The sequence below is a fragment of the Micromonospora sp. CNZ297 genome (genome assembly GCF_007827625.1).
The window spans coordinates 1-26,088 of the sequence record NZ_VISU01000025.1; the positions used below are offsets into that span (position 1 = coordinate 1).

Below are 26,088 nucleotides of genomic sequence, written 5' to 3' on the forward strand. Positions count from 1 at the left end.
CGGTGATGAGGCGGGCGAGGGGGGCGAGGGCGTCGCGGAGGTTCCGGGCCCGGTCGAGGCGGGTGAGGGCGTCGCTGAGCTGGTCGGTGTTGATGGTGTCGGTGGTCATGGGGTCTCCGATCGCTGCGCGGCACAGATGCCGATTGGCAGCCTATCGGCATCTGCTAACTCGCGATAGAGGGCCGTTCGCCATCTGAGAGCGTCGACATGACGTCATGCGCTCATGGCGTCATGTGCTCATGGCGGGTCGTCTGAGCAGGGAGATTCGTTGACCGATCAGATGAATGGCCAGTGGCGCGGGGCCAGTCCGAATTGCGGTGTGACGGAATGCGTGTACCCAAGCAGAGGCGTTCCTACTAGAGTCGCCACGTCACCCTGGGCAGCTTCTCGCGGTCCAGCTGAGGGGGACCGGCCGCCATCACGACCCGAACGCTTATGCGGCCGGTCCGGCCGGTGCACCCCACCTGACGGGCTAGCCCGTCAGGTGGGGAAGCATCCAGCCAGGGCGCTCACCAGTGTGGCCACCGCACCGAGAAGAGCCGCCCAGGCGTACAACCGGGCTGTCTTCCGGTCGGGGGCATGACCGTCCTGACTCGCGTCCACCATCATCACCTCCTTCCGCGCGTGCGTCGGATTCCGGCAGGCGCAGCCGGAGGAGGTGCGAGGAGAGACGGTATCGCCTCCCCGCACCTCGTGGGTACTCCGGCCCCCAGGCTGTCCAATCGGGAGCGGTTGCTCCCGGCGGGCGTTGGGGATGGCGGATGTTCCCAGCTAGGAGCAGTGAAGGCGCGTCATGCGTGGGGGTGCAACCAAGCGACGGTCGATGATGGCCTGTGCGACGGATGGCCCCGTTTCGACAGATCGCGAAAACCGGGACTTATGCGCGTGCCCTCTCGCCACCTCGCTCGTTATGCACTTACATCCCGTGAACGGGACTGTCGCGCAGACCTGGCGAAACTATGCTACGCTTCGGGGTGTGCGGGTGAGCGACCCGCGCAGAACAGGAGACCCCCGATGAACGAGGCCGCCCGCATCGTCCGGACCTACACCTTCACCGTACGCACCCCCGAGCCCCTCGCAACCCCCGAGAGCGCACAGCAGGTGCGGGAGAAGCTGGCCCGGACCAGCGTCGGCTACCAGGCCGCGATGGCCGACCCCTTCGGCATCCTCGCCAGCAAGAACACCACCGACGACATCCCGTTCTGACCACCCCCGGAGGGCCGACCCAGCGTCGGCCCTCCCACCCACCGGAGGCACCCGTGGAGGCCCTGCCTGACCGCTCCGACACCGTGACCATCGTCCTCGTCGCCCGGATCCCCGGCACCACCTGGAGCGACCAGGACGCCGCCACCACCGACCCGGCCACCCTCGCCGCGCACCTCGGCCAGGCCGACGTGCTGTTCGGTGCCGTCGAGCGCGGCATCAGCACCGCCGCGATCGACGCCGGCGCGCACGCCGCCACCACAGCCTGACCACCCGGGCGGGAGAGCGACCCGCCCACGGCCCACAGGAGACCCCGTTGCCGAAGACCGTCCAGCGCAAGAAGCCCGCCGTCACGCCCGACCGCCAGCTGATCTCGACCACCCTCCGGGACATCGCCGCCAGCTCCGGCTACACCCTGAGCACCATCGGCGACACCGCGGCCGCCTGCGACTACCGCACCGACGGCGACGGGGTTCAGCAGCTGCGGTTCGCCGTCATCGAGATCCCCGGGCGCAGCGAGTGGAGCAGCCAGGCGTACGGCGTCGTCAGCCGCGCCCGCGAGGACGGCAGCGCCTGGAGCGTCAGCGACACCGGCGGCTGGCTGGAGGCCCAGTTCCCCACCGCCGAGGCCGCCGTGGCCGCGCTGCGCGACCCGAAGCAGCTGAAGCAGATGCGCCAGTACACCGACGCGGTGGCGGTGATGCTGGAGGCGCAGCGGCGCGTACGCGAGTTCCCGCAGCCCGAGGGTGCTCTGCCGTCCTACTGGCAGAGCAGCTGACGCGGGGCCGGGGTTGTGAGTGCCCCGGCCCGCGCAGTGCGGCAGACGGAAACCTGTCTTATCCTTCACCCTTTCTCCATTCGGTAACCGTGTCGCAACGGACGGCGAGGAGGCAGTGATGGGCGTACTCGACAAGCCTGAGATCGCGCCGAGGCTGCCCCGCTCCTACCACCTGCTGGTCGACGCCGTGCACGACGCCGGCTGGGACTGCCGGATCACCACGACCGGGCCGCTGCGGTGCGGCGACGTCCACCGTGAGGTGGTGGAGCTGTCCGCCGCGACCCGCTCCGGGCGCCGGCTGCGGGCGTGGTGGACGGCCGACGCGCCGTCGGGGGAGCCCCGGCCGGGTTTCCGGCCGGGTGGTGCCCTCGTCGGCCAGGGCAACGCGGTCGGCGACGCGACCGCCGCCCAGGCTGCCGAGTACGTGCGCGGGCATCGCGTCGGGGGCTTCCCCCCGTGAGTTAATGTTTGCTACACTCCGGGGTGTAGGTGGGTGGGCGACCCGCCGGAACGAACGGAGGCCATCATGGAGCGCACCGCCGAGTGGGCGATCAGCCAGATCCGCCGCGCATACGACCTGCATGCCCACCAGTACGGCGCCGGCTCCTGGATGAACATCCGGACCGTCGCCGAGGCCCTCGACCTCACCATCGAGGAGATCCACGCCGCGATCCGTCACGCCGCGAAGGTCGACAAGCGGTTCACCCTGGCGCCCGAGTCCAACCAGAAGACCATCACGCCGGAGCAGCGCGACGCCGCGCTGTGGTACGGCGGCCAGTGGAATCACCTGATCGGCTGGCACTGACCCAACCTCTAAACTGTGCTACACTTTGGGGTGTGAGCGGGTGAGCGACCCGCTCCCGAACGAGGGAGACCCCGTGCAGCAGACCCGCATCCAGCCCGCCGCCGACCGGCCCGCCCCCCGCCCGGTCGCCGAGGCCGACGAAGCCGCCGCGCGTCGCATCATCGCCGAGCGGCAGCTGCGCACCCTGGCCCGGGACATCCTCACCCGCGAGGCCCGCCGCACCGCCCTCACCCTGATCCGCAGGCCCATCAGCCTCGCCGAGCCCACCCAGCAGTACGGCGTGTTCGACGGCGACCGCCTGGTCGAGACCCACGACGACCCGACCCTCGCCGAGCTGGCCGCCGCCGACAACGCCGACGCCACCAACCGGCCCGGCGCGTACACCGTCGAGCCTCTCTGCCCGACCTGCCGGGACCTGCCCGTCGGCGACTGCGACTGCCCCTGACCACCCCGGCCGGGCCGCCCTGCGCGGCCCGGCCATCGTCATACCCCTGCGGATGAGCGATCCGCACGACGATCGGAGACCCAATGGCCCGCGCCACCGTTGACGGCTGCGACCGGCCCTGCTGCACCACCAAGCGCCTGGCGGACATCCCGCCAGCCCTGACGAACGACGACTGGGCCAGCTACGCCCCGCACCTCACCAAGGCGCACATCCGGGCGATCCTGCGACGCGTCGCGCTCGAAGCGCTGCCGCTGCCCCCACAACTCGCGGACGACCTCGCCTGGTTCGACTGGATCATCGTCAACATCAGCGGCGGGAAGGACTCCCAGGCCATCCTCGACGTGGTGGCCACGGAGGCGCGCCGACTCGGCATCCTCGACCGCGTGGTGGCCGTGCACGCAGACCTCCGCGACAGCGAGTGGGACGAGACCATCCCCCTGGCCAAGGACTGGAAGGGGACCGCCGACCTGGCTGGCCGGCACGCTGCGGCGTACGGCGTCCGGTTCATCGTCGTCAGCCGCCGCACCAAGGACGGCAAGCGGCAGGGCCTGCTGGAGCAGATCGAGGAGCGCGGCATGTTCCCCTCCTCGGCCGCCAGGTACTGCACGTCCGACCAGAAGCGAGCGCCCGTGCGTGCACTCATCACCAAGCTGGTGGACGAGCTGGGAGGCCCAAAGTCGCTCGGCCGGCCGGTCAGGGTCCTCAACGTCATGGGCATGCGCGGCGCCGAGTCCTGCGGCCGGCAGAAGCTGAAGCCGTTCGAGTTGGACCACGGAGCCACGTCGCTGACGACCCGGCACGTGTGGCGGTGGCTGCCGATCCACTCCTGGACCGACGAGCAGGTGTGGGACCGGATCAAGGCGTCCGGGGTGCCGTACCACCCGGTGTACGACCACGGCCTTACCCGGGCGTCCTGCGCGTTCTGCGTGCTCGCCTCGCCGTGCGACCTCCGCAAGGCCACACGGCTGTGGCCGGCGAAGGCCCGCGAAGTGGCCGCGCTGGAGGGCCGGATCGGCCACAGACTGCGGGTTGACCTTTCCGCGCAGCAGCTGGTGGACGAGTTGGACGCCGAGCTTGCTATGCGGAGCGCCTAACCTGCGCTACACTTTGGGGTGTGCGGGTGAGCGACCCGCCAGAGACCGGAGGACCCCCATGCCGCGCAGCTTCTACGCCACCCTCGCCGCCACGTTCGGCGCCGCCGCTGTCCTGATGGCCGCGATCGGCCCGGACCGGGTGAAGGCGTTCATCGCCGCCACACCGTCCGTCGTCCTTAACGTGCTCCACCTGATCTGATCCACCCCGGCCAGCGGGCGAGCGACCCGCAGGATGGAGACCCCCGTGACCACCACGACCGTCGCCCCGCCAGCCATCCACCCCGCGCCGGCCGCCCCCGACTGGTGGGAGATCCAGGGCACCGAGCTGCCCGACGACATCGCCGGCCCTGCCCGCTTCGGTGACCCCGCCGACCTCACCGCCCTCGAACGCGCCGTCGTCGCGACCAACGCGGTCGACGCGATCGCCCGCTGGCACCGCATCGCCGACGACGGCCGCGTGCCCACCCCGGCGTGGAAGCAGCTGCTCATGCCCGACTCGTGGTCCGGGCACAAGCTCTACGCGCCCGCCGCGACCCTCGCCGACGTACGCGCCGCCCTGGCCGCCGTGTTCCCGATCGTGTGGGCCGCCGGTCTCGGCATGAAGGCCGCCACCAGCCCCACCGGCCTCCTGCACGGCAAAGGCGTCGTCATCTACCTGCCCCGCCGCGTCACCGTCGACCGGGACACGTCGCTGGTCGCCGCCGCGCTCGCCGACTACCGGCCCGCCCGGCCGGTCACCTGCACCGGCGCTACCCGCCTCGCTGACGGGCTGTGGTGGCGGCACGAGTTCGGCGGTGTCGACCTCGGCTACGACGTGTACGACCCGCGCGAGTACCGCGCCCGCTACGCCCCGGCCGCCGCAACGCGGTGACGGCCGGGCCGGTCGCCGCGCTGGACGCGGTGGCCTACCCTGCAACCCGTGGGCCGGTGAGCGACCGGCCCGGAAGTGGAGACCCATCCATGCAGCAGCAGCCCACGACCGACCTCGGCGCGCGGATCCGCGCCGCCGTGGACGCCCCGCTGCACCCCGCAGCCCTCGCGGCCACGGTGTGCACGGCGATCGCCGAGCAGTTCGAGCTGTACGCCCTGCACGAGGGCAAGACCGCGAAGCGTCACCGCGACGCCGGCTCGGCCAGCGGCGCCGCCCACCACGACGGCACCGCCACCGCCTACACACGCGCCGCGACCCAGATGCGCGACCTCGCCCGCCGGCTCACCGCCGCTCCGGCCGACACCGGCCTCTGGGCCAAGGCCATCACCACCACGCCGGAGCCGTACCGGGAGTTCTTCCGGCAGCTCACCGACGCCGAAGGCTCCGCGCTGGCCCAGGCGGGCATGCCCCTCGAACCGACCATCACGTACGTGGCCCTGTGGGAGCAGCACATCTGGCCGGCGATCGTCGCCGACCTGGACGAGCTGATCCGCGAGCACGGCGGCGCCATCGCCGCCCGGATCGACGCCGGGCAGCCCGCATGACCGCCCCCGCCACCGTCCGGACCTGCCCCGCCCCGAACCCGGACGCGGCCGGGCCCTGCGGCCAGCCGAACGCCGACGGCAGCCCGCTCTGCCCGGCCCACACCGCCGAGCTCGACCACGCGGTCCGGGTCCACGAGGCCCGCGTCGAGGCCGCCCAGCACCTGACCGAGGCCGCCCGACAGGTCCGCCTGGCCGTCGCCGCCGGCCGGGTCCTCGGCGACATCGACTCCGACTGGGTGTCCTGGCCCGACCTGGACCGGGCGCTCGGCCAGGCCCTCACCGGCGTCCACGCGGCCAAGCACCTCACCCCGGAACCCGAGCCGCTGCCCGACTGGGTGATCGCGTTCTGCACCACCTGACCCACCGCTACCAGCGGCCCCGCAACCTGCCCGGGTGCGGGGCCGCTCCGCGTCGTGGGTGACTACCCGCCCGTACGGGGGTATCCTGCGGACATGGCCAACCAGAGCCCCGAGACCGGCACCCGCAGCGAGGACGTCCTCGCCGCCGCCGGCATCGTCGTCACCCCGGAGGGCAAGGCCCGCGCCCGGGAGCGGCTCCGCGCGGCCGACCAGCGGTGGACCACCGAGCTGCGTGACGAACTGCGCGCCCAGATCGGCCTCCCCGCCCGCGCCGCGTGAACGACCGCCCGATCCGGATCATCCTCGACGCCTCCGCGATCCTCGCGTTCTGCCGCGAGTCGATCCACGTCGGCGAGGTGATCGCCGAGCTGGCCGACGAGGACTGCTGCTTCGGGGTGCCGGTGATGTGCCTGGCCGAAGCATCCCGCGCCGCCGCCGACGGTGACCGGCTCGACCTGCTCGTCAACCACCCCGCCGCCGTGGTGCTCACCGTCGACCCGTCCAGCTGGCGGGCCCTGGCGGTCGTCTACGACACGGTAGGTCGCCTCGACGCCGCAGCCGCGCTCCTCGCCGCCGTCGACAACGAGGGCTACGTGCTCACCGGCCAGCCCGGCCTGTACGCCGGGCTCGCCGGCGGCGGTCCGATCATCGCGTTCTAGACGCTGACGATCACCCGCGTGCCCGCCGCTGGTAGGCGACAACGGCATGAGCGAGCCGGTCCTTGACCAGCATCACGAAGTTCGAGTTGTAGCTGCCGATCGTGAAGTTGTCCCGCCCGGCCGGGTCCAGGTCGACGGACGACACGTACTCGACCGCTCGCTCCTCATCCCAGGACGTCGCCCGCAGACCGAGCGGCTCCGGCCAGAACCGGCCCAGCGTGCCGTCGCTGAGCAGCAGGACCGGCGACTTCCGGATCGGGCCGCGGGCCTCCCGGTCCGACTCGCGGATTCCGCTGATGTCCACGATCATCCAGCAGCGGCGGCGGGAGACCACGGCGTACCGGTTGCCCTGCGGGTCGCGGTACGGCGGCCAGAGCATCCTGCGCTTCGGCTCGACGCGCACGAACTCCTCGTTGCCGAGCCCGGCCAGCCGTTCGACCGCCTCCAGGCACAGCTGGCGGACCTGTTCGTCTTCCTCGCGCAGCTGCTGCCGCTTCTTCGCCGCCTCGCGTTCTTGGTACTCGTTCTGGCGGTGGATCGCGTTGATCGCGTCATCGAGACTCACTCGCTGAGCGTAGTGCTCCGCGTACACCCGTCAACTAGGCTTAATCGAACGCCTGTTCGATAAGGTCAGGGCGTGTCCGAGTGGGTACGACGCTGGGAGATCGAGGTCCGATGGCGGCCCGGCCTGCCCGGCGACCGACTCTCCGCCCGCCGCGTCGACACCGTCGCCGAGCTACGCCAGCTGGTGGCCTGGGCGCGCGCAAACCCCGACATCACCCGGCACCAGCACCGCACCGTCCGCGAACTGGCCGGTGACCCGCCCGCCGCCTGCCCGAACGGCCACCCCTACGACGGCGGATCCGCTACCCGCGCCGCCCGCGGCTGGACGACCTGCCCGTGCGGCGGACACCTCATCCTGGCCTGCCGGTGGCCCGGCTGCGGCGACGTCTCCCACGACCCGCCCAAGTGCGCGGAATTGCATTAGATGCAACATTGGTGCGGTCGGCGGTCTGAGAAGAATCCCAGGTGAACGGGGCTCTCTGCGCGCATGACGTCGAGGTGTTTCTCGGCGTGTTCAGGGCGCGTCAGGTAGCTGCAAGAATGATGCACCTGATACAACGTCGGAGTGCGGCGTGATGACCCTGGCTCGGCGAGCCTCGTGCTGGCGCCCAACGTCGTGCATCTGGACCCGGCGCCCGTGGTGTTCGAGGAGATGCTGCGGGGGTGGGCGACACAGCAACGCAGTCGCTTCTTGGCTGAGGCGACGGTGACGCAGCGGTTGCGGTTGACGCGGCGGCTGGCGGAGTTCTCGGGGCTGTATCCGTGGCAGTGGACGCCGGCCGAGGGAGAAGCGTTCATCGCTCATCTACGCGGCGGCGACAGGCCATTGGCACTGTCGACGGCTCGCGCGTACGAGGTTGACCTGCGGATGTTCTGTGAGTACCTGCTTGATGCACGGTACGGCTGGGCCTCGTTGTGCGTCGACCGGTTCGGCATGGCACCACAGCAGGTTTTTCACCAGGACAACTCGGTGATCCATGTCGAGGACTACGAGGGCGACCCGAGCCGGCGACCGCTGACCTACGACGAGTTGCAGGCATTGTTCGACGCCGCCGACGGACGGGCGGAGCAGATCAGAGCGCGAGGGGTGAAGGGCGCGTTGTCCGCGCTGAGGGACGCGGCGATGCTGAAGCTGACGTACGCCTTCGGGCTGCGCCGACGCGAGGTGGCGATGCTTGATCTCGTTGACGTGCGATCGAATCCGAAAGCGCCGCAGTTCGGCCGGTGCGGGATGGTCATGGTGCGCTACGGCAAGGCATCGCGGGGCGGTCCACCGCGGCGCCGCACCGTGCTGCTGGTGCCAGAGATGGACTGGATGGTGCCGGTGGTGAAGCACTGGTTGCATGAGGTCCGCCCGGCTCTGGGACCGGGGAAACATCCGGCGCTGTGGGTGACCGAGCGTCGGGGGCGGGTGTCCACGCGGTTGGTCAACGAGGCGTTCGTCGCCGCGAAGAAGGCGGCCGGGTTGGACCCGGCGCTCGACCCGCACTGCCTGCGTCACTCCTACGTCACCCATCTGGTCGAGTTCGACTACCCGGTCAAGTTCGTGCAGGACCAGGTGGGGCACAAGTTCGCCAGCACCACGGCGATCTACACCGGTGTGTCCAACGAGTACCGCAATCAGCTGCTGCAACGCGCCTTGCAGGACCGGCTCGGACGGATGTGGGAGGCGTAGTGATCAAGAAGATGGGTTACCGGTGGCACCTTCGGCAGCTCATGGCCGGCGATACCTAGTAGTGCCGGCTGCATGCCACCGAGAATGCCAAGATCGACGAATAGCGCAGAAGTCGAATAGGTGCCCTCCACCGGCCCTCGACGTCGACTGCCGACCCGCCAGCGGGCGGTGAGCAGGGACGCTAACCCGGCCGAGCGGCCACCATGCCCCTCGTGTCGTACCCGCCGAACCTCGCCCCCGTCACCGTCAACGCCACCTACAAGCTGGCCGACGACCAGGGCGGCACGCCCGCGGCCGGCACCGTCACCTTCCGCCTCCGCGACACCGTGCAGGTGCCCGCCGACGACCTCGTGCTCATCCCCAAGAAGGTGGACGCCGAGCTGGTCGACGGGCAACTCCAGGTGGAGCTGCCGTCCGTCGCCAGCCCGGCCGTCAGCCCTGCCGGAGTGACCTGGTGGGTAGTCGAGCGGATCACCGGCGCGCAGCCGCGCACCTACGACATCCACCTGCCGCCCGGCCCGGCCACCGTCAACCTGGCCGACCTCGCCCCGGCCACACCGTCCCGCGGCACGGTTTCGTACGTCCTCGCCGCGCAGGTCGGCCAGCCCGACGGCGTCGCCCCGCTCGGCCCGGACGGCCTGGTCCCCGCCAAGCACCTCCCCGCCGGTGGTGGGGGACCGGGCGGCGGCGGGGCCGTCGACTCCGTGGACGGCCTCACCGGCGCCGTCGACCTGTCCGACCGGTACCTGGCGAAGTCGGCGCGCGGCCAGGCCGGCGGGGTCGCGTCCCTCGACGGGTCCGGTCGGCTCCCGGCCGCGCAGCTCCCGCCCATCACCGCCGGGCAGGTCGGAGCCGCCCCGGCCGTGCACAGCCACGACGACCGCTACTACACCGAGTCCGAGGTGGACGTGGCGCTCGCCAGCCGAGCCCCGGCCGACCACGCCCACCCGTACGTGCCGACCAGCGCGGTCGGCGTGGCAGGCGGTGTCGCACCGCTCGACGGGTCCGGACGGTTGCTGGCCGCGCAGCTGCCCGCGCTCACCGCCGCCGACGTCGGCGCGGCCCCGTCCGTGCACCAGCACGACGACCGCTACTACACCGAGGTGGAGGTAGACGCCGCCCTCGCAGGGAAGGCCCCCACCCACGCGCACCCGTACGTGCCGGTCGTGGAGAAGGGCACCGCCGGTGGGGTGGCCACCCTCGACGGGTCCGGCCAGCTCACCGCCAGCCAGCTACCCGCGATCACCGCGGCGGACGTCGGCGCCGCGCCTGCCGTCCACGACCACGACGACCGGTACCCCACCGAGACCGAAGTCGCCGAGGCCCTCGCCACGAAGGCCGAAGACGTCCACTCCCACCCCGGCTACGTGCCCACCTCCACCGTCGGAGTCGAAGGCGGCCCTGCCGGCCCGCTCGTCGGCGGAGTGCTGCCCACCAGCCAGTTGCCCGCCCTCGCGATCACCGACGTGTTCACCGTCGCCAGCGAGGCGGAGATGCTGGCCCTGGCCGCACAGCGCGGCGACGTCGCGATCCGCACCGACCTGCCGGGCGCGCTGATCCTCGCCGCCGACCCGCCGTCGGCGCTGGCCAGCTGGAAGCAGCTGCCCACCCCGGCGGACGCGGTGCTGTCCGTGAACGGCCGCACCGGCGTGGTCGTTCTCGCAGCCGCTGACGTCGGCGCCGCAGCGACCGACCACACGCACACGCCGGCTGAGATCGGGGCCGCGACGGCCGGACACACTCACACGGCCGCGCAGGTCGGGGCCGCCGCCGCAGGCCACGGGCACACCGCGGCTGAGGTCGGTGCGGCAGCCGCCGCGCACAGCCACACCGCCGCGCAGGTCGGCGCGGCGGCAGCGAGCCACACGCACAGCCCGGCCGAGGCCGGGGCCGCGCCCGCCAGCCACACACACAGCCCGGCCGAAGCGGGCGCGGCGGCCGCATCGCACTCCCACCCCGCCTCCGACATCGGCTCCGGCACCCTCGCCGTGGCCCGGCTCCCCGACGCCACCACCGGCACGCGCGGCATCGTGCAGCTCGCCGGGGACCTCGCCGGTACCGCCGCCGCGCCGACCGTGCCCGGCCTCGGCAGCCGGCCCACCGTACGGCTGTGGAACGGCACCGAGTACCAGGCCGTCACCGGCGCGGTCATCTACATCGGCGGCAGCAGCGACCCGACCGTCAACCCCGGCGACATCTGGATCCAGCCGTCATGAGTCTCCGCTACCGCACCCCAGGCGGCCTGGTCGTGGCAGCAACCAGCGGCCGGTACCGCAACGCCGCCGGCGCGTCGGTGCCGTTCGGGCCGCCGGCCACGCAGGTCACGGTCGTCGGCACACCCACCTCCGGGAACACCGGCGGCGGCACCCGCAACACCCCGTTCGACCTGGCGTTCCCCGACGGGTGGGCGGCTGGGGACTTCGCGCTGCTGTTCGGGCACGGGTCCGCGACCGCGCTCACCCTGTCCGCGCCCTTCCCGGACTGGACACCACACCCGGCGGTGTCCCCACTCGACCAGGGCAGCAACTCCCGCCTCTACCTGTGGTCGCGTGTTTTGCAGGCCGGTGACACCCCGCCGCCGCTCACCCCGTCCGGAGCGATCACTGCCGGATGGGAGCTGATCGTGCTGCGCGGAGCGGACCGTATCCGCCAGGTCGCCAACTCGACCGCGGCGAACGCCGGCTCCCTGGCCCTGCCTGCCCTGACCGCCGCGCTCGCCGGGTCGGTGATCCTCGCGAACGTGCACTCCCGGATCGGCTCCGGCACCCCGCCCACCGCGCTGAACCTCGCCGCTGGCTGGACGAAGCCCGTCGACCACGGCACCAGCCGCAACACCAGCAGCGCGAACCTGCGGATGGCCCTCGGCCACCGTGACGCGACCGCCGGCACCGTCTACGGCGGTGACACCGCGAGCACCAGCCCCGCCACGCTGTCCTCCATGATCGGCCTGCTCGTGGAGGTCGGATCGGTGTCCACCACCGGCTGATCTAGGGCCGGGACGTTAACCGCCAGCCGGGGTGATGGTGCCGGGCATGGACGCCGACCCGATCACCGAAGACACCGCCCAGGCGCCGGACATCGAGCCCTGGGAGAAGACCGACGAGGCGCTCGACGCCGCCGCCGAGCTGATGCCGGAGTGCCCGGCCGACGACAGCGACGAGGGCGAGGGCGACGAGCCGGCCGACGGAGGCGACGCCTGATGGGCGCGCTGACCGGCGGGACGGTCTACGACACGTACTACAAGACGACCCGCAGCTGGCGGCCGATCGGCCCGGTCGTGGACGAGTGGCAGTTCTACACCGCGTCGGCCGACGACGGGTACGTGTGCCTCGGCGTGGTGGGCAACGCGGCGCACTGGAACAAGAAGAACACCGGTGACCACACCTCCCGCAGCTCCCACAGCACGGTGATCGGCGGGAAGACCGTCTACCCGAAGTCGGGCTGGGTGTACGCCATCGACGGCCGGGTGCCCGAGCCGCAGAAGTTCGAGACGTGGTTCCTCGGACGGCTGAAGGCCGGCGCGTACCCGCACGTCAAGTATTGGAACATCAACAACCGGCACTACAACCAGAAGACCGGTTGGAAGCCGTCCTACAGCGGCGACGTGCACCTGCACCTGTCGTTCGATCCGGGCAGCGAGTACGCCGACAGCACGATCCTCGCCGACTACGAGCGGTACCGCACCGGTAAGCCGCCCGCGCCGGCGAAGCCGAAGCCGCCCGCGCCGAAGCCGTCGACCTCCGGCCGTCCGACGCTGCGCAAGGGCTCGAAGGGCGCGGCGGTCGGCCGGCTTCAGGGCGCCCTGGTCGCGCACGGCTACCAGTTGAAGGTGGACGGCGACTTCGGGGCGCGTACCTACGCGGCGGTCCGGTCCTTCCAGGCCCGCAAGCGGATCACGGTCGACGGGATCGTCGGTGACCAGACGTGGGCGAAGGCCCTCGCCGGTCAGGCGACCGTCCGGCAGGGCGACAGCGGGTTCGCGGTCGCGCTGGCGCAGGCGCTGCTCGTCGCGGCCGGCTGGAACGTCGCCGTCGACCGGGACTTCGGGTCGAAGACCACCGCCGCGGTGCGCGCGTTCCAGAAGGCCAAGAGCCTCACCGTGGACGGTGTGGTCGGGTCGAAGACCTGGGCGCGGCTGGTCAACGGCTGATGGAACACGTCGGGGCGGGCAAGGCGGAGGTCTGTGCGCACTGCCCGCCCACCGGCTGCCCGCTGCGTCCCGGCGGGCGGCCGGACGGGGTCACCGTCAAGGCACCCGGCCCGAAGGCTTGCCACACCTTGGGGTGTCGCATAGAATCGCATACATCGGTATCGGGTGAGCGACCCGGCACCGCGAGGAGGCCCCGGTGAGCCACACCACCACCGCCCGAGCGGCGGACCTGGACCTCCAACAGCGCGCCCGTACCAGCGGGCCCGCTGTCACGCGCAGGGCGGTCATCGCCGCCGCTGGTGGAGCCCCCGTCGGCAGTGGCAGGGACTGCGGTGCTGGCGGGCTGGTGGGAAAGCCTCGGCCGCGATGACCGCCCTGCGTCGTCGTCTCCCAGACCTGATCGGAGCGTCATGATCGACCGCCTGTTCGCGCTGCGCCGCGACGCCGACCCGACCGGCATGTCCGGCACCGGGACCGTCGCCTACGGCGCCACCCTCCCCGGAGGCCGCGCCCTCGTGCAGTGGCTGTCCGACCGGCCGTCCACCGTCGTGTGGCGGACCGTCGCCGACGCCGAGCACATCCACTCCCACGGCGGCACCCAGCCCACCGCCATCGTGTGGCTCGACCCGACCAGCCCCGAGGCCGCCACCGCGCGCGAGACCCTCGACGCCGGCATGCAGCTGCTCACCGAGGTCACCGGTACCGCCGTCCTCGCCGAGACGTTCCGCGCCGCCGCCGACGGCCGCCGCGAACTGGCCCGGGGCATCAAGGGCGACCACCCGGTCATCGCCGACAACCTCAACCTTCAGGCCCTCGCCCTGGACGACGCCGCCCGCGTCGCCGGAGGTGACCTCACCCCGCTCTACAACTGGCTGCCCCCGCACCGGTGGACCGAAGACATGCACGCCCGGCTCTACGGCAAGCGCCACCAGCAGCAGCCCGGCTGAGGGGTGTGCACACCCCAGCCCTGTTCCGTCCACCGCCCGCCGCCCCACGACGGCGACTGACCTGCCAGCAATGCGGCGCCCGGCGGCGCTCCAGCGAGGAGTCCGCCCGGGCCGCCGGCTGGCGTGTGTGGACCGGAACCACCGAAGGCGGCAAACCCGCCCGCGTTGTCCTCTGCCCGTGCGCCACCTGACCGATCGGAGAAACCCGTGGCTCACACCGTCCTCGTCGGCCGGTGCCGCCGCTGCCGTGCTGGCCTGTCCGGCTGCTGCCGCCCCCGCCTCCGGACCGCCCGCCGCCACCAGCGGCCCCGCCGCTGCGGCCCCTGCCGCGGCGTCGCCCGGTTCGGCAGCGAGTCCATCGCCGTCCAGGTCGCCGCGTCGATCGCCGCCGCGACCGGCGCGGCACCCACCGTCCGCCCGTGCCCGCTCGGGCACGGCTTCCACATCACCTTCCCCCAAGGAGCATCGCGTGAGCAGTAACATCGGCTGGACCGACGAGACGTGGAACTTCCTCCTCGGCTGCGAGCGCGTCACCAAGGGCTGCGACGGCTGCTACGCCATCACCACGGCGAACATCCGCAAGAGCAACCCGAACCCGAAGATCGCCGCCGCGTACGCCGGGCTGGTCGAGCGGAACGAGACCGGCCGGCTCGACTGGACCGGGCAGGTCCGGGTGGTCGAGGACCGGCTCCACAAGCCGCTGACGTGGCGGAAGCCGCGCCGGATCTTCGTCAACTCCATGAGCGACCTGTTCCACGCTGACGTGCCGATCGGCGTGATCGCCGAGGCGTTCGCCGTCATGGCGCTGACCCCGCAGCACCATTACCAGCTGCTCACCAAGCGGCACGGCCGGATGCGGTCGGTCCTGCGGTCGGCCGAGTTCGCCCGGCTGGTGTGGGACTGGGTCCGGACCTTCGCCGAGCCGCCGGCCGAAGACAGGCGGGTGCCGGCCGAGCGGATCGATGCCGCGATCAAGCTGATCACGGACCGGCCAGATGGCGAGCCGATGCCGCCGCTGCCGAACGTGTGGATCGGGGTCAGCGTCGAGGACCAGGCCACCGCCAACCTGCGCATCCCGGCGCTGCTGGACACCCCGGCGGCCGTCCGCTGGATCTCCGCCGAACCGCTCCTTGGCCCGGTCGACCTGACCGCCTGGATGGCACCCCGCACCCCGGCCGACTCGGCCGATGCCCCGGCCACCTGGCACGAGTGGACCTGGCCGGACTGGGTGCCGGCCGACGCCCGCCAGCAGATCGAGTCGTTCTGGTCGGAGAGCATCGGCAGGAGCCCGCGCCGCTGGCTGCAGAACGCCCACGACAACGGTGCGCCCGCCTTCGGACAGGAGTGGACGACCCACCCGAGCATGCGCCCGGCCGGCTCTCCCGCCGACCGGCACACCGGCCGGTACATCCACGCCTGGAACAACATCGGTCGCCTCGCGCTGCCCGACGGCAGCATGGGCTACACCTCCTTCACCGAGCGGCACGTCCGCGACCAGCTCGGCCTGCACTGGGTCGTCGTCGGCGGCGAAACCGGCCCCGGCTGTCGGCCGATGCACCCCGACTGGGCGCGCTCGCTTCGCGACCAGTGCCGGAACAGCGCCGGCACGAAGTTCTTCTTCAAGCAGTGGGGCGACTGGCATCCCGCGCCGACCCAGCTGGTCCTGAACGACCCCGCCTGGACGCTGAGGTTCTGCGGCGACACCCGGGAGTCCTGGACCTTCCAGCGCGGTCCGCGCCACCGCAACGAGCTGGACGGCGAGGTCATCGAGGAGTACCCGTCGCTGCTGGCGGCCGTCCGGTGAGGCACCGACCGTGGGAGCGGGAACTGGCCATCCGCGAGCCGCGCACCCCCGACGAAGCCCGCCAGAGGGCCACCCGGGGCGGCGCCCTCGTCCGGGAGGCCCTCGCCGCCGCCCGGGAAGGCCGACCCGCCCCGGACCTCCCGGCGCCGGCCGCGCCGGCCGCGTCCCGACCGGCCGGTTACGAGCTGGTGGCCTGCGCCGGCTGCTACCGGCCCATCAACGCCCTGCCCGGCTCCCGCTGCGACGGCTGCCGGCGACCCGAGGGGAGCAGCGATGCCTGAGCCGATCCAGCGGTTCCGCCGCAAGGGCTGGCGGAAGCCGGACGGCGCGGTGATCGTGACCCGGCCCAGCCGGTTCGGGAACCCGTTCACCGCCGCGGACGTCGTGGCGTGCGGCATCGCCGTTCCCGAGACCGCCCGAGAGGCGGCGGTGGAGATGTTCGCCGCGTGGCTGGACTGCGGGCTCGGCGTGCCGAAGCCGCCGCAGGAGCGGACCCGGGTGGTCCTGCTCGCACACCTGCACCAGCTGGTCGGCCGGGACCTGGCCTGCTACTGCCCGCTGCCCGAGCCGGGGGAGCGGGACGTGTGCCACCGCCGGGTCCTCATGGAGCGGGCGAACCGGCCCCGCACGCCCGAGCCCGTCTGCGTCAGGGGCGGCCCACCAGTGCCGCAGTATCTAATCTGTGCTACACTTTGGGGTGTAAGCGGGTGAGCGACCCGCTCAACTGAGGGAGACCCCATGATCACCGACACGATGTTCGCCCGGGCCGCCGAGATCCTCAACGACGGCCTCGCCAGCTCCGTCATGCAGGGCTGGGGCCGCGAGGCCCGCGAGGTGCTCGCCCCGGTCCGCGCCCGCCTCAACCACAGCGCCGACGAGGCCCGCGCCACCATCACCGACATGCTCCGGTTCGTGGCCGCCGACGACTGCGCCGCCCGTGGCCTCTACCTGGAGGCGATCCTTCAGCGGGTCATGGACGCGCTCACCCCGGAGGCGGACCGGGAGGCCGACGAGCGGTGGGAGGCCGAGCTGCTGGCCGACATGCGGTCGTTCCTCTACCCGTCGACCACCACGGCCGAGCCGGTGGCCGTCCCGGTGGGCGCGCTGTTCTGACCGCTCCGGCGGGCCCGGCCCGTTCCCGGCATGGGTGACGCAGATCATGCGTCACCCATGCTGTATTCCGGCTTCGTGAGTGCCGATACGTGAGTAAGAGGCGCGAGAAGCGTGCCCACTCACCAAGGAGGCACTCATGGCCAAGTCAAATAGAAGTAGCCGGCGGCGGCGACCAGGCAGGCGTCAGCGTCCCGGCGCGGATTGGATGCTGACGCTGATCAGGGCCATCGTGACGGCGGTGGACATCATCACCAGGCTGTTCTGGTAGCGGCGGTGGAGCGGCGGGCGCGGCGGGCGCAATCTGGCCGGCGCGCTTGCCCTCCCGCGTTAATGACCGCTACATTGAGGGGTGTGAGCGGGTGAGCGACCCGTTCCGGACGAACGGAGACCTCATGGACGCCATCGCGACTGCTGCACGCGAAGCCGCGCAGCTGCTCACCGAGCTGGCCGACGGGCCGCCCCGGATGCACGCGAAGCCGTCGCGGCCGGCCAGCACGATCCCGGAGATCAAGGTGGTCGGCGCCGCCCGCCGGTCGTGCCCGAACTGCACGCCGACCAACCGAACCCCCGTTAACCTCTGATACGGTAAGGGGTGGGGTGGGTGGTCATGTGCCCCGCCCCGCCCCGCCGTTGACCTGGCAACACCTGAACACAGCCACCCCCGGCGCCCCGCGAACTTGGAGACCCCCATGAACCCCGCCATTCACACGTACCGAGCACGGCTCGCCGAAGCGGCCGAGCGGGCCGGACCGGACCGCGCGATCACCGGCCGGATCCTCGCCGGTGAGCTGCGCGCCGAGCACCGCAAGGCCCTCGGTGTCCGCGACCGGCACGCCGCCGCTCTGCACTTCCACCACGGCTGGTCCTGGACCCAGCTGTGCACCGAGATCCACGGCCGACCCAACAAGGTCGCCCAGGTGCGCGAGGCCATCGAGAAGGTCACCCCGCCGCGGCGGGTGAGCGCCGGACGCGCCGAGGAGGCGTTCAAAATCGCGCAGGTCGACGTGCGCGAGCTGTGGGCGCTCTACAAGCAGGCCCGCGCGCTCGCCAACGAGCCGGCCGTGGCCGCGAGCCCGGACGCGGACGTGGTGCTGGACCTGCCCGACGTGCCGATCGCGCGCCTGGAGGCCGCCGCCGGTCAGCTGGAGACCACGAACCGGGCGTACGCCGACGCGGTGGAGGCCCGCAACCGTGCCGCCGCGGCGTTGACGAAGCACGCCGGCTGGTCGAACCGGCAGGCCGCGCAGCTGGCCGGCGCCGCCGTGCGGGACATCTACCCGCACCAGGCGTCGGCGCCCCGTTCGGAGGCCGACCCGGAGCTGGTGGCGGAGCGCGCCGGTGAGGTGCGCAGGCTCGCCGCGCTGCGGGCCGCGCTGACGCGGGCGCGGGACGGGGCGATCCGGGAGCTGTCGGCGAGCATGGGTCCGGCGGAGCTGGCGCGGTTGGCGCGGCTCACCGACGAGCGGGTGGTGCAGATCCGCGACGCGGCCTGACCGGGGGAGCGGGGCAGCAGGGGCTGGGTAGTAACCCGGCCCCTGACCTGCATCTATAGGCGAATATGTGCTACACTTTGGGGTGTAAGCGGGTGAGCGACCCGCCGATCGATTGGAGACCCCTATGGAACTCCCCGACGTTCTCCTCCTCACCGGCGACGACCGGCGCAAGCAGGAGTTCGCCGTCTACGCCGAGCACACCGGCGCGGCCGTGGCCACCGCTGACACCAGCGGGTCCGCCGCCGACGGGTGGATGTCCGCGCCGCTGGTCGTCGTGGCCTCCGACATGGTTGCCACCGTGCTCACCTCGGCGCTGCCGAACGCCGAGCACTGCGGCGACATCGTGCTCCTGTCCTCCGACACGATGCCCCTGGCCGTGCAGACCGGCATCGCGATGGGCGCAGGCTACATCGTGCACGAGAGCGTCGGCGCGGCGTGGCTGCTCACGATGATGCGTAAGGCCGCCGTGCGCGGCGCTGACGCCCGCCGCGCGCTGGCCGAGGCCCGCACCACCGACCGCTGACCACCCACCGGGGGCGGGGAGAGCGACCCCGCCCCCGGGCCACCTTCGGGAGACCCCTCTTGGACAGCACCACCATCCAGCTGACCGCCCGCCGGTCGATCACCTTCACCGCCACACCCGATCAGTACGGCCGCTGCGTCTACCAGGTCCACGGCATCGGCGCGTTCACCATCGAACCTGACCCCTACGCACACATCTACGACGGCCACGACAGGGTGCAGGTAACCTTCGGCCGCGTCGAGGGCGAACACCGCTGGGTCCGCTACGAGCAGTTGCCCGACCGGCCCGTCGTCAACCGCGTCACGCTGTACGGCGCGTCCCGCTTCAGCCCGGCCACCATCAACCCGGCCAGCCCGTACGGCTGGCTGTCCCTCCAGCGGGACAGCGGCATCCGCAGCGTGCCCGACGGCACCCGCCGCTACACCGGGCAGATCGTCCACGCGCTGGTCCGGCATTGGCTCGGCCGCGACGACCACCAGGAGCTGATCGCGCTCCACCGGTGGCACCTCGCCCCCGAACGGATGCGCATGCACGCCAACCAGGTCGACCTGCTGAACGTCAAACTCGCCGAGCTGCTGAAGGATCTGGCGAAGCAGCACGCCGCGTACGCCGAGCAGGCAGCGATCCGTGACCGGCAGCCCTTGGACCGGCGGTGGACGCCTGACCCGACCACCCGGGAAGGCCAGGCCATCCTGCTTCTCCGCGAGCAACTGGCCGCTGTGAAGGCCGAGCACCGCGAGCTGCCCGGCGCAGACGTTGTGCCCCTGCTGGAGCAGTGGCTTACGGCCATGAACCTGACCCTGCTGGACCGCTGACCCCGCGCCGCCGGGTCGGCTTCGATGTCGGCCCGGCGGCGGGCACCCCCTACCGGCATAGTTCTGCTACACTTTGGGGTGTGCGGGTGAGCGACCCGCACGGGACGGAGACCCTGATGACGGCCGTCGAGCTGACCGACTACCAGCGATCACGCGCCTACTGGATGGCCGACCAGGCAGTGCCCTGCCCCAAATGCAAGGTCAAGTTCGGTTCGTGCGTGTCCACCGGCGGCGGGCACTACGCCCAGGTCGCCACCCACAAGGCACGCAGGGACCGGACCGCTGACTGGACCACCGAACAGCGCCACCGGTACGGCGGACTTGTCGTGCTCTACAGCCGCGAACCGTGGACCGCGCCCGCCGACCTGCTCGCCGAGGCCGAAGCCGCCGCCAAGCCCATCCCCACCAAGGCCACGAAGCCAGCCACGCCGAGAGGCGTACGGCTGTCCGAGAACCAGGCCGAGGAGATCGAGCGGGCCGCCTGCAACGGCGGCAAGATCACCACATCGACCGGCCACTTCCACGGCGACGCCGCCTACCGGCAGACCATCCACGCCCTCCGCGACAAGGGCATCCTCGCCGAGGGTGGCCTCGTTGACCACGGCCGTGGACGCGAGTACACGATGACCAACTTCGGCTGGGATGTGTACCTCAACCACCGGCTGATCATCCGCCGCGAAGAAGGCGACCTGTGGGCCGCCGTCGCCCGCCCACAACCCTGACCCGCGCCCGCCGGGCCGACCCTGTGTCGGCCCGGCGGCCTATCCTCACCGAGAGCGAACAGAAGGAGACCCCGATGCGAAAGCACGAGGACCCGGCGGCGCAGGAACGCCGGCAGAATGCGCAGAGCGAGATGATGAGCGCCGCGCACAACGCGGTGCACCGGGTTGCCTTGATGCTGGAGGATCCGGCCCACGTCGCCAACGCGCCGATCTTCGTAGGCGCGAAGACCACCGAACCTACGGTCCGGCCGCTGACCCGGCTGGAGGCGGCCGTCTGGCTGCGTGGTCGCGCCGACCAGCAGGTTCACAGCGCCATCACGAAGGCGCGCGGCGCCGGCGCGACCTGGGCGGAAATCGGCAAGGTGCTGGATCTGCCCGAGCAGCGTGGCGACTACGACCTGGCCGTGGCCGCGTTCGAGTACGCCCTCGGCTACAGCTTCAGCGACCAGAACGTCTACTACGACTGCGGTGCCTGCGGCCAAGGCATCAAGGACCACGGCCCGTACGACCCGCACCCCGAGGACCAGGAGAGCGGGCACGCCGAGACGTGTGAACGGCTCCGCGCCGCCGTCGCCGCCTACAAGCGGCGCATGGGGGATGACTACTGATGAAGCCCATCGACCCCGCGACCGCCTCCGCTGAACTGCGCGCCCTGGCCGACTCGATCGCCGCCGGCACGACGCGCCTGCCCGTGCTCCGCCACGACGAGGTGGATGGCTACCGGCTCCGGATCGTGCCCCGCGTCATCCACGACGTCCTCTGCGCCTGGCGGATCGCCAGCCCACAGGAGACCGACCCGGTGGTCCTCGGGTGCGCTGGCTGCGGACTCGCCTACCCGCCGGCCAGCGTCGACCCGACCGGGTTGACCACGGGTACGCCGGTGGACCCCACCATGCACGGGCTGGTCCAGCAGATCAAGGCCACGCACGCCCAGCTGGCGGAGGCGGCGCGGCGGGAGTCCGAGCAGTGATCATGGACGGGTTCGGCTTCGCCATCGCGGTCATGGGGCTCGCCCCCGGGATCCTCCTCACCGGCGCGGTCGTGCACCTGCGCCGCCGCGGCCGAGTGACCCGGGCCGCCGTGGCCATGGTCGCCGCCATCACCGCCGTGTCAGCGGCCGGCGCCGTCGTGCAGCTGCTGCCCGGCCCGTCTCCACTGTGGCTGCCCTGGGCCACCGCGGCGGCCTCCCTGGTGATCGGGTACGGGTTCCTCACCCATCAGCTGGTCCGGGATCGAAGCACGATCGCGAGGAAGCGGCCGGCGCGGTGACCGGTAAAGCCGCTGCCGCGTGGGCGGGTCTGAACGACCGGCAGCGCACGTACCTGACGGCGATCTACAACGCCGACCAGGAGCGGGAGAAGGAGATCGCCGGGAAGCGGCTCGCCCGGATCGAGGTTCCGCCGGCGGCAGAGTGGCGGAAGCTGCGGTTCTCCCTGGAGCTGCCCCGGACGCTGTTCGGGTACACCACCGTCCAGGACGTTCTCCGGGCCGCCGGCGAGCACGATTCCGGTGCCGGGGCGACGCTCGCGGCTCTGCGACGGCGCGGCCTGGTCAAGACCGAGCACGGCTGGGCGGACCTGGGCATCATGGTGGTGAAGTGCGTGTACGTCACCCTCACCACACCCGGCCGGGCAGCCGCCCGCGCGGGGCTTCCGGCCGCCGCCGCGCCAGCGAAGAAGCCGGCCGGTCTGCTCTCCGAGTGGTTGTGGGAGTCCCTGGCCAAGCTGTACCGGGCTGGCGAGGACGGCATGACGATGGGTCTGCAACCGCGCGAAATCCCGCTGTCTGAGCGCACCCCGACGTGGCGGGCACTGCAGAAGCTTCGCGACGACCAGCGCGACGGGCCGTACATCGAGGAGTTCCACCCGGGCGGTCGCGGGGACTGGTGGGTACGGATCACCCCGGCCGGGCGCCGGCACTACGACCTGCACCACGCCTGTTACCGGGAACTGCACCCCGACGTCAAGGCCGCCGATCCGGAGCCGGTCGACGGCGCGCACACCGGCCTGGCCGATCACTCGCCGACGCGCCGGCCGAAGCACCTGGTCCGGGAGCCGGACTGGCGGGTTCTGGCCGAGCTGGCCGGACTGGAGTCCGGCGGCCGGTGCCCACTACTGCGGCGGATCATCCAGGAGTACGACAGCTACAACCGGTGGGTGTCGCCGGGAGAGCGCGTTGAGATGCCAGCTGAGGTGGCAGCGATCCCGCCGGGGATGACGCTGCCGCACGTGAAGAAGACCGCCCGGTCGACGGCCGTGGTGAACAGGTTGAAGGCGTATCCGGGTGGCGCCTTGGTCGAGGTCCTCGACGTTCAGACGGGCCGTCGTCCTGGCGTGCATCTCAACCTGCCAGCCAACGTCGCGCTGGTGTGCCTCACCGACGCCGGCCGCGCCCACGTCGCCGAACACCGCGCCGCCTACCAGCGGCTGTATCCGGACGTTCCGGTGCTCGCCGAACCCTTCGTACCGCGAAAGGACGAACTAACCCGATGACGACGACTCGCCACGGCGGCCCCCTCACGGCCGACCGTGTGCTTCAGGCCCTCGCTGCGCTCGGCACGCCGACGGTCATGCTGGACGATCCCACCCCGGACGACCTGCCTGCTCTGCTCGGACAGCTGACCGCCTCCGTGGAGGCCGGGCTGCACGACCACGCCAGCGACGTACACGAGATCGAGCAGTTCGCCGAGGGGTACGCCCGTCAGCTTGACAACGATGGCCTGGGCGCCGCTCGCCTGATGGACGCGCGGCTCCGCGTGATGGCGTTCCAGCTGCGTGACACCACGATGGATGACGGCGCCGAGGTGCTGCCACTGAAGGCGGCCGGACAAGCAGCTATGGCCGCGTCCGGCTTGATCGGCTATCAGCTGCTTTCCATGCCGGACTCGACGGGACGACCCGCCGACGAACGATTCCAGCGAGAGTTGCTGCGCGGTGCGCGTCGATTCCTGGGCGAGGCCCGACGCTCGTACGACCGCTTGGTCGCGTACCTGAAGGGCCGTGGCTTCAACGTCTGATCGTCGGGCGGGCACCGGCGGCTGGCCGCTGGCACGATAGACCTATGCCAGAACCGGTCCCGGGGTACGCCGGCCCTGCGATGCAGATGCGCGAGTCGGCGTTCGAGTTGGCCGCGTGCCTCCGAGGTGACGTTCAAGTCGACCATCCCGACGTGCTGCTCGCGCTGATCCGGGCCACAGCGATTGCTCTGGGGAACAGCATCGGGGAGCTGGCCGATGCCACTGACGCTGCTGGGCGCGGCAGGGCGGCGGCGCTGCTCCGCAGGGCGCTGACCGAGCAGCAGTCGTCGGCGCAGTCGCTGGCCGAGGCTGTGAAGGCCCTCAGCCAGCCTGAAGCCCTCCGCTGACACCGCGAGCCGGCACCCGTTCCCGGGTGCCGGCTCGTTCTGCGACGGTCAGCTGCCCGACGTTGCGGCGGCCACCAGCCACGACGGGTCGCGGTCGAGGGCGCCGCGGTTCCGGTCGTACCGCTGGGTCGTACGCGGGTCGGCGTGACCGAGGGCGTGCTGGCGGTCTTCCAGATCAGCGCCCCGCTCCCGGGCGATGGTGTTCCAGGCGTGCCGGAACGAGTGCGGGCTGATCTTCTCCCAGCCGGCCATGCCCGCGGCCTTGGCCAGCCGGCGCACGAACCGGTACACCTCGTGCCGGCCGATCCGCTGGCCCTTGGCGTTGAGGAACAGCGGCCCGTGCAGCTGCTCGACCGGCATCTGCTCCCGGCCGGCCCGGAACTCGAGGTACGCGTCGACCACCTTGGCCACGGCGGGCGGCATGGACCGGGTGCGCCGCTTCCCGCCCTTCATGGCGAGCAGGTCGACGGTGCGGTGGCCTTCGCGGTGGCCGAGGTGCTCGACGTCGAGGGCGCACAGTTCGGACACCCGGATGCCGAGGTCTACCAGCATGGAGGCGACCGCCGGGCCGGCTGAGCCGATCCACCGGTCGCCCCGGGCGGCTGCGGTGAGCATCGCGGTGGCGTCGGTAGCGGTGAACCCGATCGTGGGGGAGTGGTCCCGGTCGACGCGGGGCCGATCAGCGACGGCGGCCGGGTTGGTGGCCACCGCGCCGAGCTTCGCGAGGAAGTCGTACCAGCTGGACACGGCCGAGAGTCGGCGGGCGACCGTGGCGGGGGAGGCGGGCTTCCCGGTGCGCGGGTCTGGCTGCTCCAGGTGGCGGCCCCACGCGTTGACGTCGAGGAACGTCGCCTGCAGCGGGTTCAGTCCGCGCTCCGCGCACCAGGCGGCCCAGAGGCCGACGTCGCGGCGGTACGCGGCCCGGGTGTGCTCGGACAGCCGCCGGTTGGTCAGCCACCGCTCGGTGAAGTCCCGCAGGGCGTCCTGCTCGCCGGCCACGACCGCCGTGGTGGTGAACCGAGCCAGGTCGGTCACTCGCTCTCCTCCGCTGGCGGGAAGATAGCGTCGATCGCGCTGCGGATGCGACGGTTCCGGTGCTGGTCGAAGGTGATTCGGGAGAGCCGGCCGACGTTCACCGAACCGGCGCCGACGACGGAGGCGGCGAACCGGAGCACGAGCAGGTCTTCGTCCTCGCCGGTGATGTCGCCGGCGTCGAGCGCCACGGCAACGTCGTTCCAGCGCACCTCGGCGGTGAGCATGCCCCAGTGGTCGTACCCGGTGGCAACGTACCGGCGGAGTTGGGGCCAGGCCGGGTGCATGAACAGGACCTCGATCGCGGTCTTGTCGTCGCCGGACGCACTGATGCCCAGGATGGCGTACGCCTGGTGGTGCTCCAGCCGCTTGAAGGCCGATGCTGACGCGGTGGCGAGGTGCTGCTGGGCGGGCAGGTCGGTCCCGTCGCCGACCTTGCCGCAGGAGCACGTCCAGGGGCTGTCGGGGCGGGCGTCGATGGGCCGGTCGACCACCCATGTGATCTTGTGGGTCTTCGGGCCTCGCCAGCGAGGGCGGGACGTGTCGGTCGTGGTCACTGGCTCTCCTCGGCGTACGGGGTGAGGCCGAGCCCGGCGGCGGCCTGGTCGACGGCGGCGGCGAACGACTCTCGGGGCTGCGGGTAGACGTGTCGCCGCGTGTCATCGCCGAGGACGAAGCCCCGCAGTCCGGCGGGCAGGTATCGAGCGGCCCAGGCCAACTCGTCGCGGCGAGTCTCCAGGGCCTTGTACTGGCGGCGGAACTCCACCTCGACGTCATTGAACCGGCGGGCGTTGACATCGCGCTCGCTCTCGGCCGCGGCGACCCGCGCGGCGGCTTCCTGCTCGATCTTGGCGATCCGGGGCGCGGCGATCTCATGGGCGCGCTGCTCGATGTACGCGGAGAGGTTGGCGGTCGTGTCCCGCAGTGCGTTGGCGAGGCTCAGTTGCGGAGGGCTGGCGGGCGCGGGGGCGCTCGGCAGTGGGATCGGCTGGGTCTCCAGGTCGCGGTCGCTCACCGCGTCGGGGGTCGTCATGCCGTCGAGCCTACGGTCGGCGGTCGGCGAATCCC

Annotated in this window: 40 protein-coding genes; 36 read left to right on the forward strand and 4 right to left on the reverse strand. The window is 71.9% G+C overall.

Translation table 11 applies throughout. From position 1 onward, the window contains the following. Positions 1-1,014: 1,014 nt before the first annotated feature. The 13 genes from FB454_RS29745 (at position 1,015) to FB454_RS29800 (ending at position 6,819) form a co-directional block, all read left to right on the forward strand. A complete protein-coding gene (locus FB454_RS29745) occupies positions 1,015-1,206 on the forward strand; it encodes a hypothetical protein (protein ID WP_145755503.1) in 192 nt (63 codons plus the stop codon). Positions 1,207-1,259: 53 nt separating this feature from the next. Next, complete coding sequence (locus tag FB454_RS29750) at positions 1,260-1,472, forward strand: hypothetical protein (protein WP_145755504.1); 213 nt, start codon at positions 1,260-1,262, stop codon at positions 1,470-1,472. A 47-nt stretch (positions 1,473-1,519) separates the two neighbouring features. Further along, the gene (locus FB454_RS29755) at positions 1,520-1,981 is read left to right on the forward strand and encodes a hypothetical protein (protein WP_145755505.1); all 462 of its coding nucleotides are present in this window, start codon (positions 1,520-1,522) and stop codon (positions 1,979-1,981) included. A gap of 118 nt (positions 1,982-2,099) precedes the next feature. Next, the gene (locus FB454_RS29760) at positions 2,100-2,441 is read left to right on the forward strand and encodes a hypothetical protein (RefSeq protein ID WP_145755506.1); all 342 of its coding nucleotides are present in this window, start codon (positions 2,100-2,102) and stop codon (positions 2,439-2,441) included. Between the two features lie 66 nt (positions 2,442-2,507). Further along, on the forward strand, positions 2,508-2,786 hold the full coding sequence (locus FB454_RS29765; protein ID WP_145755507.1) for a hypothetical protein: 279 nt from the start codon (positions 2,508-2,510) through the stop codon (positions 2,784-2,786). 73 nt (positions 2,787-2,859) lie between these two features. Further along, on the forward strand, positions 2,860-3,231 hold the full coding sequence (locus FB454_RS29770; protein ID WP_145823930.1) for a hypothetical protein: 372 nt from the start codon (positions 2,860-2,862) through the stop codon (positions 3,229-3,231). 83 nt (positions 3,232-3,314) lie between these two features. Further along, entirely contained in the window at positions 3,315-4,325 is a 1,011-nt protein-coding gene (locus FB454_RS29775) for a phosphoadenosine phosphosulfate reductase domain-containing protein (RefSeq protein WP_145823931.1), read from the forward strand. 58 nt (positions 4,326-4,383) lie between these two features. Next, entirely contained in the window at positions 4,384-4,524 is a 141-nt protein-coding gene (locus FB454_RS35085) for a hypothetical protein (protein WP_186461681.1), read from the forward strand. A 45-nt stretch (positions 4,525-4,569) separates the two neighbouring features. Further along, positions 4,570-5,196 carry a hypothetical protein gene (locus FB454_RS29780; RefSeq protein WP_145823932.1) on the forward strand — a complete coding sequence of 209 codons (627 nt, stop codon included), beginning with the start codon at positions 4,570-4,572 and terminating at the stop codon, positions 5,194-5,196. Between the two features lie 89 nt (positions 5,197-5,285). After that, on the forward strand, positions 5,286-5,801 hold the full coding sequence (locus FB454_RS29785) for a hypothetical protein (protein WP_145823933.1): 516 nt from the start codon (positions 5,286-5,288) through the stop codon (positions 5,799-5,801). Beyond that, the gene (locus FB454_RS29790; RefSeq protein ID WP_145823934.1) at positions 5,798-6,160 is read left to right on the forward strand and encodes a hypothetical protein; all 363 of its coding nucleotides are present in this window, start codon (positions 5,798-5,800) and stop codon (positions 6,158-6,160) included. Before FB454_RS29785 ends, FB454_RS29790 begins: the two co-directional genes overlap by 4 nt. A 93-nt stretch (positions 6,161-6,253) precedes the next feature. Then, positions 6,254-6,439: a hypothetical protein gene (locus FB454_RS29795; RefSeq protein WP_145823935.1), complete on the forward strand. Its 186-nt coding sequence runs from the start codon at positions 6,254-6,256 to the stop codon at positions 6,437-6,439. Next, a complete protein-coding gene (locus tag FB454_RS29800; protein ID WP_145823936.1) occupies positions 6,436-6,819 on the forward strand; it encodes a hypothetical protein in 384 nt (127 codons plus the stop codon). Before FB454_RS29795 ends, FB454_RS29800 begins: the two co-directional genes overlap by 4 nt. A gap of 10 nt (positions 6,820-6,829) precedes the next feature. Here FB454_RS29800 and FB454_RS29805 read toward each other — a convergent pair whose 3' ends face one another. After that, complete coding sequence (locus FB454_RS29805) at positions 6,830-7,384, reverse strand: hypothetical protein (RefSeq protein ID WP_145823937.1); 555 nt, start codon at positions 7,382-7,384, stop codon at positions 6,830-6,832. Between the two features lie 72 nt (positions 7,385-7,456). Between FB454_RS29805 and FB454_RS29810 the strand changes: the two genes are divergently transcribed. The 23 genes from FB454_RS29810 to FB454_RS29915 all read left to right on the forward strand — a co-directional run bounded on the left by FB454_RS29810 (position 7,457) and on the right by FB454_RS29915 (position 23,988). Beyond that, entirely contained in the window at positions 7,457-7,807 is a 351-nt protein-coding gene (locus tag FB454_RS29810; RefSeq protein WP_145823938.1) for a hypothetical protein, read from the forward strand. Positions 7,808-7,948: 141 nt separating this feature from the next. Further along, positions 7,949-9,058, forward strand: coding sequence for a tyrosine-type recombinase/integrase (locus FB454_RS29815; protein ID WP_225319481.1), 1,110 nt, complete (start codon positions 7,949-7,951; stop codon positions 9,056-9,058). 212 nt (positions 9,059-9,270) lie between these two features. Continuing rightward, complete coding sequence (locus tag FB454_RS29825) at positions 9,271-11,274, forward strand: hypothetical protein (protein WP_186461682.1); 2,004 nt, start codon at positions 9,271-9,273, stop codon at positions 11,272-11,274. After that, positions 11,271-12,044 carry a hypothetical protein gene (locus tag FB454_RS29830; protein WP_145823941.1) on the forward strand — a complete coding sequence of 258 codons (774 nt, stop codon included), beginning with the start codon at positions 11,271-11,273 and terminating at the stop codon, positions 12,042-12,044. Before FB454_RS29825 ends, FB454_RS29830 begins: the two co-directional genes overlap by 4 nt. A 46-nt stretch (positions 12,045-12,090) precedes the next feature. Next, positions 12,091-12,258, forward strand: a complete 168-nt coding sequence (locus FB454_RS35090; RefSeq protein ID WP_186461683.1) for a hypothetical protein — start codon at positions 12,091-12,093, stop codon at positions 12,256-12,258. Then, positions 12,258-13,208: a peptidoglycan-binding domain-containing protein gene (locus FB454_RS29835; protein WP_145823942.1), complete on the forward strand. Its 951-nt coding sequence runs from the start codon at positions 12,258-12,260 to the stop codon at positions 13,206-13,208. The genes FB454_RS35090 and FB454_RS29835 overlap by 1 nt, the downstream gene beginning before the upstream one ends. Positions 13,209-13,618: 410 nt before the next feature. Beyond that, positions 13,619-14,155, forward strand: a complete 537-nt coding sequence (locus FB454_RS35095) for a hypothetical protein (RefSeq protein ID WP_186461684.1) — start codon at positions 13,619-13,621, stop codon at positions 14,153-14,155. Positions 14,156-14,362: 207 nt separating this feature from the next. Next, on the forward strand, positions 14,363-14,635 hold the full coding sequence (locus FB454_RS35100) for a hypothetical protein (RefSeq protein ID WP_186461685.1): 273 nt from the start codon (positions 14,363-14,365) through the stop codon (positions 14,633-14,635). Further along, entirely contained in the window at positions 14,625-15,959 is a 1,335-nt protein-coding gene (locus FB454_RS29845) for a DUF5131 family protein (protein ID WP_186461686.1), read from the forward strand. Before FB454_RS35100 ends, FB454_RS29845 begins: the two co-directional genes overlap by 11 nt. Next, positions 15,956-16,240 (forward strand): hypothetical protein, encoded by a 285-nt coding sequence (locus tag FB454_RS29850; RefSeq protein WP_145823944.1) that lies wholly within the window; start codon positions 15,956-15,958, stop codon positions 16,238-16,240. The genes FB454_RS29845 and FB454_RS29850 overlap by 4 nt, the downstream gene beginning before the upstream one ends. Beyond that, complete coding sequence (locus tag FB454_RS29855) at positions 16,233-16,670, forward strand: DUF4326 domain-containing protein (RefSeq protein WP_145823945.1); 438 nt, start codon at positions 16,233-16,235, stop codon at positions 16,668-16,670. Before FB454_RS29850 ends, FB454_RS29855 begins: the two co-directional genes overlap by 8 nt. 27 nt (positions 16,671-16,697) lie before the next feature. Continuing rightward, positions 16,698-17,072, forward strand: a complete 375-nt coding sequence (locus FB454_RS29860) for a hypothetical protein (protein WP_145823946.1) — start codon at positions 16,698-16,700, stop codon at positions 17,070-17,072. Positions 17,073-17,464: 392 nt separating this feature from the next. Further along, positions 17,465-17,653 carry a hypothetical protein gene (locus FB454_RS29865; protein ID WP_145823947.1) on the forward strand — a complete coding sequence of 63 codons (189 nt, stop codon included), beginning with the start codon at positions 17,465-17,467 and terminating at the stop codon, positions 17,651-17,653. A gap of 108 nt (positions 17,654-17,761) precedes the next feature. Continuing rightward, on the forward strand, positions 17,762-18,565 hold the full coding sequence (locus FB454_RS29870; protein WP_145823948.1) for a hypothetical protein: 804 nt from the start codon (positions 17,762-17,764) through the stop codon (positions 18,563-18,565). Positions 18,566-18,689: 124 nt separating this feature from the next. Further along, positions 18,690-19,088, forward strand: a complete 399-nt coding sequence (locus FB454_RS29875; RefSeq protein WP_145823949.1) for a hypothetical protein — start codon at positions 18,690-18,692, stop codon at positions 19,086-19,088. Between the two features lie 59 nt (positions 19,089-19,147). Next, positions 19,148-19,903 (forward strand): hypothetical protein, encoded by a 756-nt coding sequence (locus tag FB454_RS29880; protein WP_145823950.1) that lies wholly within the window; start codon positions 19,148-19,150, stop codon positions 19,901-19,903. An 86-nt stretch (positions 19,904-19,989) separates the two neighbouring features. After that, positions 19,990-20,625 carry a hypothetical protein gene (locus FB454_RS29885; protein ID WP_145823951.1) on the forward strand — a complete coding sequence of 212 codons (636 nt, stop codon included), beginning with the start codon at positions 19,990-19,992 and terminating at the stop codon, positions 20,623-20,625. A gap of 74 nt (positions 20,626-20,699) precedes the next feature. Next, positions 20,700-21,233 carry a hypothetical protein gene (locus FB454_RS29890; RefSeq protein WP_145823952.1) on the forward strand — a complete coding sequence of 178 codons (534 nt, stop codon included), beginning with the start codon at positions 20,700-20,702 and terminating at the stop codon, positions 21,231-21,233. Then, a complete protein-coding gene (locus tag FB454_RS29895) occupies positions 21,233-21,595 on the forward strand; it encodes a hypothetical protein (protein WP_145823953.1) in 363 nt (120 codons plus the stop codon). The genes FB454_RS29890 and FB454_RS29895 overlap by 1 nt, the downstream gene beginning before the upstream one ends. 2 nt (positions 21,596-21,597) lie before the next feature. Beyond that, a complete protein-coding gene (locus tag FB454_RS29900; protein WP_145755550.1) occupies positions 21,598-21,894 on the forward strand; it encodes a hypothetical protein in 297 nt (98 codons plus the stop codon). Next, positions 21,891-23,117 (forward strand): hypothetical protein, encoded by a 1,227-nt coding sequence (locus FB454_RS29905; protein WP_145755551.1) that lies wholly within the window; start codon positions 21,891-21,893, stop codon positions 23,115-23,117. The genes FB454_RS29900 and FB454_RS29905 overlap by 4 nt, the downstream gene beginning before the upstream one ends. Then, a complete protein-coding gene (locus tag FB454_RS29910; protein WP_145755552.1) occupies positions 23,114-23,641 on the forward strand; it encodes a hypothetical protein in 528 nt (175 codons plus the stop codon). The genes FB454_RS29905 and FB454_RS29910 overlap by 4 nt, the downstream gene beginning before the upstream one ends. A gap of 152 nt (positions 23,642-23,793) precedes the next feature. After that, positions 23,794-23,988 (forward strand): hypothetical protein, encoded by a 195-nt coding sequence (locus tag FB454_RS29915; protein ID WP_145755553.1) that lies wholly within the window; start codon positions 23,794-23,796, stop codon positions 23,986-23,988. Between the two features lie 48 nt (positions 23,989-24,036). Here the strand turns inward: FB454_RS29915 and FB454_RS29920 are convergent, their stop codons facing one another. Genes FB454_RS29920 through FB454_RS29925 form a run of 3 tightly spaced genes read right to left on the reverse strand, consistent with a single transcriptional unit; the run spans position 24,037 to position 26,053 of the window. Further along, complete coding sequence (locus tag FB454_RS29920) at positions 24,037-25,023, reverse strand: tyrosine-type recombinase/integrase (RefSeq protein WP_316250239.1); 987 nt, start codon at positions 25,021-25,023, stop codon at positions 24,037-24,039. Continuing rightward, positions 25,020-25,577: a hypothetical protein gene (locus FB454_RS35550; protein WP_262420599.1), complete on the reverse strand. Its 558-nt coding sequence runs from the start codon at positions 25,575-25,577 to the stop codon at positions 25,020-25,022. The genes FB454_RS29920 and FB454_RS35550 overlap by 4 nt, the downstream gene beginning before the upstream one ends. After that, complete coding sequence (locus FB454_RS29925) at positions 25,574-26,053, reverse strand: hypothetical protein (RefSeq protein ID WP_145755555.1); 480 nt, start codon at positions 26,051-26,053, stop codon at positions 25,574-25,576. The genes FB454_RS35550 and FB454_RS29925 overlap by 4 nt, the downstream gene beginning before the upstream one ends. Positions 26,054-26,088 lie beyond the last annotated feature (35 nt).

Excerpts from the sequence above, each read along its gene's own strand:
- FB454_RS29785 (WP_145823933.1), top strand. The coding sequence starts at position 5,286 with ATGCAGCAGCAGCCCACGACCGACCTCGGCGCGCGGATCCGCGCCGCC.
- FB454_RS29835 (WP_145823942.1), top strand. The coding sequence starts at position 12,258 with ATGGGCGCGCTGACCGGCGGGACGGTCTACGACACGTACTACAAGACG.
- FB454_RS29925 (WP_145755555.1), bottom strand. The coding sequence starts at position 26,053 with ATGACGACCCCCGACGCGGTGAGCGACCGCGACCTGGAGACCCAGCCG.
- FB454_RS29865 (WP_145823947.1), top strand. The coding sequence starts at position 17,465 with ATGGACGCCATCGCGACTGCTGCACGCGAAGCCGCGCAGCTGCTCACC.
- FB454_RS29790 (WP_145823934.1), top strand. The coding sequence starts at position 5,798 with ATGACCGCCCCCGCCACCGTCCGGACCTGCCCCGCCCCGAACCCGGAC.
- FB454_RS29910 (WP_145755552.1), top strand. The coding sequence starts at position 23,114 with ATGACGACGACTCGCCACGGCGGCCCCCTCACGGCCGACCGTGTGCTT.
- FB454_RS29890 (WP_145823952.1), top strand. The coding sequence starts at position 20,700 with ATGCGAAAGCACGAGGACCCGGCGGCGCAGGAACGCCGGCAGAATGCG.
- FB454_RS29895 (WP_145823953.1), top strand. The coding sequence starts at position 21,233 with ATGAAGCCCATCGACCCCGCGACCGCCTCCGCTGAACTGCGCGCCCTG.
- FB454_RS35095 (WP_186461684.1), top strand. The coding sequence starts at position 13,619 with ATGATCGACCGCCTGTTCGCGCTGCGCCGCGACGCCGACCCGACCGGC.
- FB454_RS29855 (WP_145823945.1), top strand. The coding sequence starts at position 16,233 with ATGCCTGAGCCGATCCAGCGGTTCCGCCGCAAGGGCTGGCGGAAGCCG.
- FB454_RS29745 (WP_145755503.1), top strand. The coding sequence starts at position 1,015 with ATGAACGAGGCCGCCCGCATCGTCCGGACCTACACCTTCACCGTACGC.
- FB454_RS29875 (WP_145823949.1), top strand. The coding sequence starts at position 18,690 with ATGGAACTCCCCGACGTTCTCCTCCTCACCGGCGACGACCGGCGCAAG.
- FB454_RS35085 (WP_186461681.1), top strand. The coding sequence starts at position 4,384 with ATGCCGCGCAGCTTCTACGCCACCCTCGCCGCCACGTTCGGCGCCGCC.
- FB454_RS29900 (WP_145755550.1), top strand. The coding sequence starts at position 21,598 with ATGGACGGGTTCGGCTTCGCCATCGCGGTCATGGGGCTCGCCCCCGGG.
- FB454_RS29775 (WP_145823931.1), top strand. The coding sequence starts at position 3,315 with ATGGCCCGCGCCACCGTTGACGGCTGCGACCGGCCCTGCTGCACCACC.
- FB454_RS29870 (WP_145823948.1), top strand. The coding sequence starts at position 17,762 with ATGAACCCCGCCATTCACACGTACCGAGCACGGCTCGCCGAAGCGGCC.
- FB454_RS29765 (WP_145755507.1), top strand. The coding sequence starts at position 2,508 with ATGGAGCGCACCGCCGAGTGGGCGATCAGCCAGATCCGCCGCGCATAC.
- FB454_RS35090 (WP_186461683.1), top strand. The coding sequence starts at position 12,091 with ATGGACGCCGACCCGATCACCGAAGACACCGCCCAGGCGCCGGACATC.
- FB454_RS29830 (WP_145823941.1), top strand. The coding sequence starts at position 11,271 with ATGAGTCTCCGCTACCGCACCCCAGGCGGCCTGGTCGTGGCAGCAACC.
- FB454_RS29860 (WP_145823946.1), top strand. The coding sequence starts at position 16,698 with ATGATCACCGACACGATGTTCGCCCGGGCCGCCGAGATCCTCAACGAC.
- FB454_RS29760 (WP_145755506.1), top strand. The coding sequence starts at position 2,100 with ATGGGCGTACTCGACAAGCCTGAGATCGCGCCGAGGCTGCCCCGCTCC.
- FB454_RS29795 (WP_145823935.1), top strand. The coding sequence starts at position 6,254 with ATGGCCAACCAGAGCCCCGAGACCGGCACCCGCAGCGAGGACGTCCTC.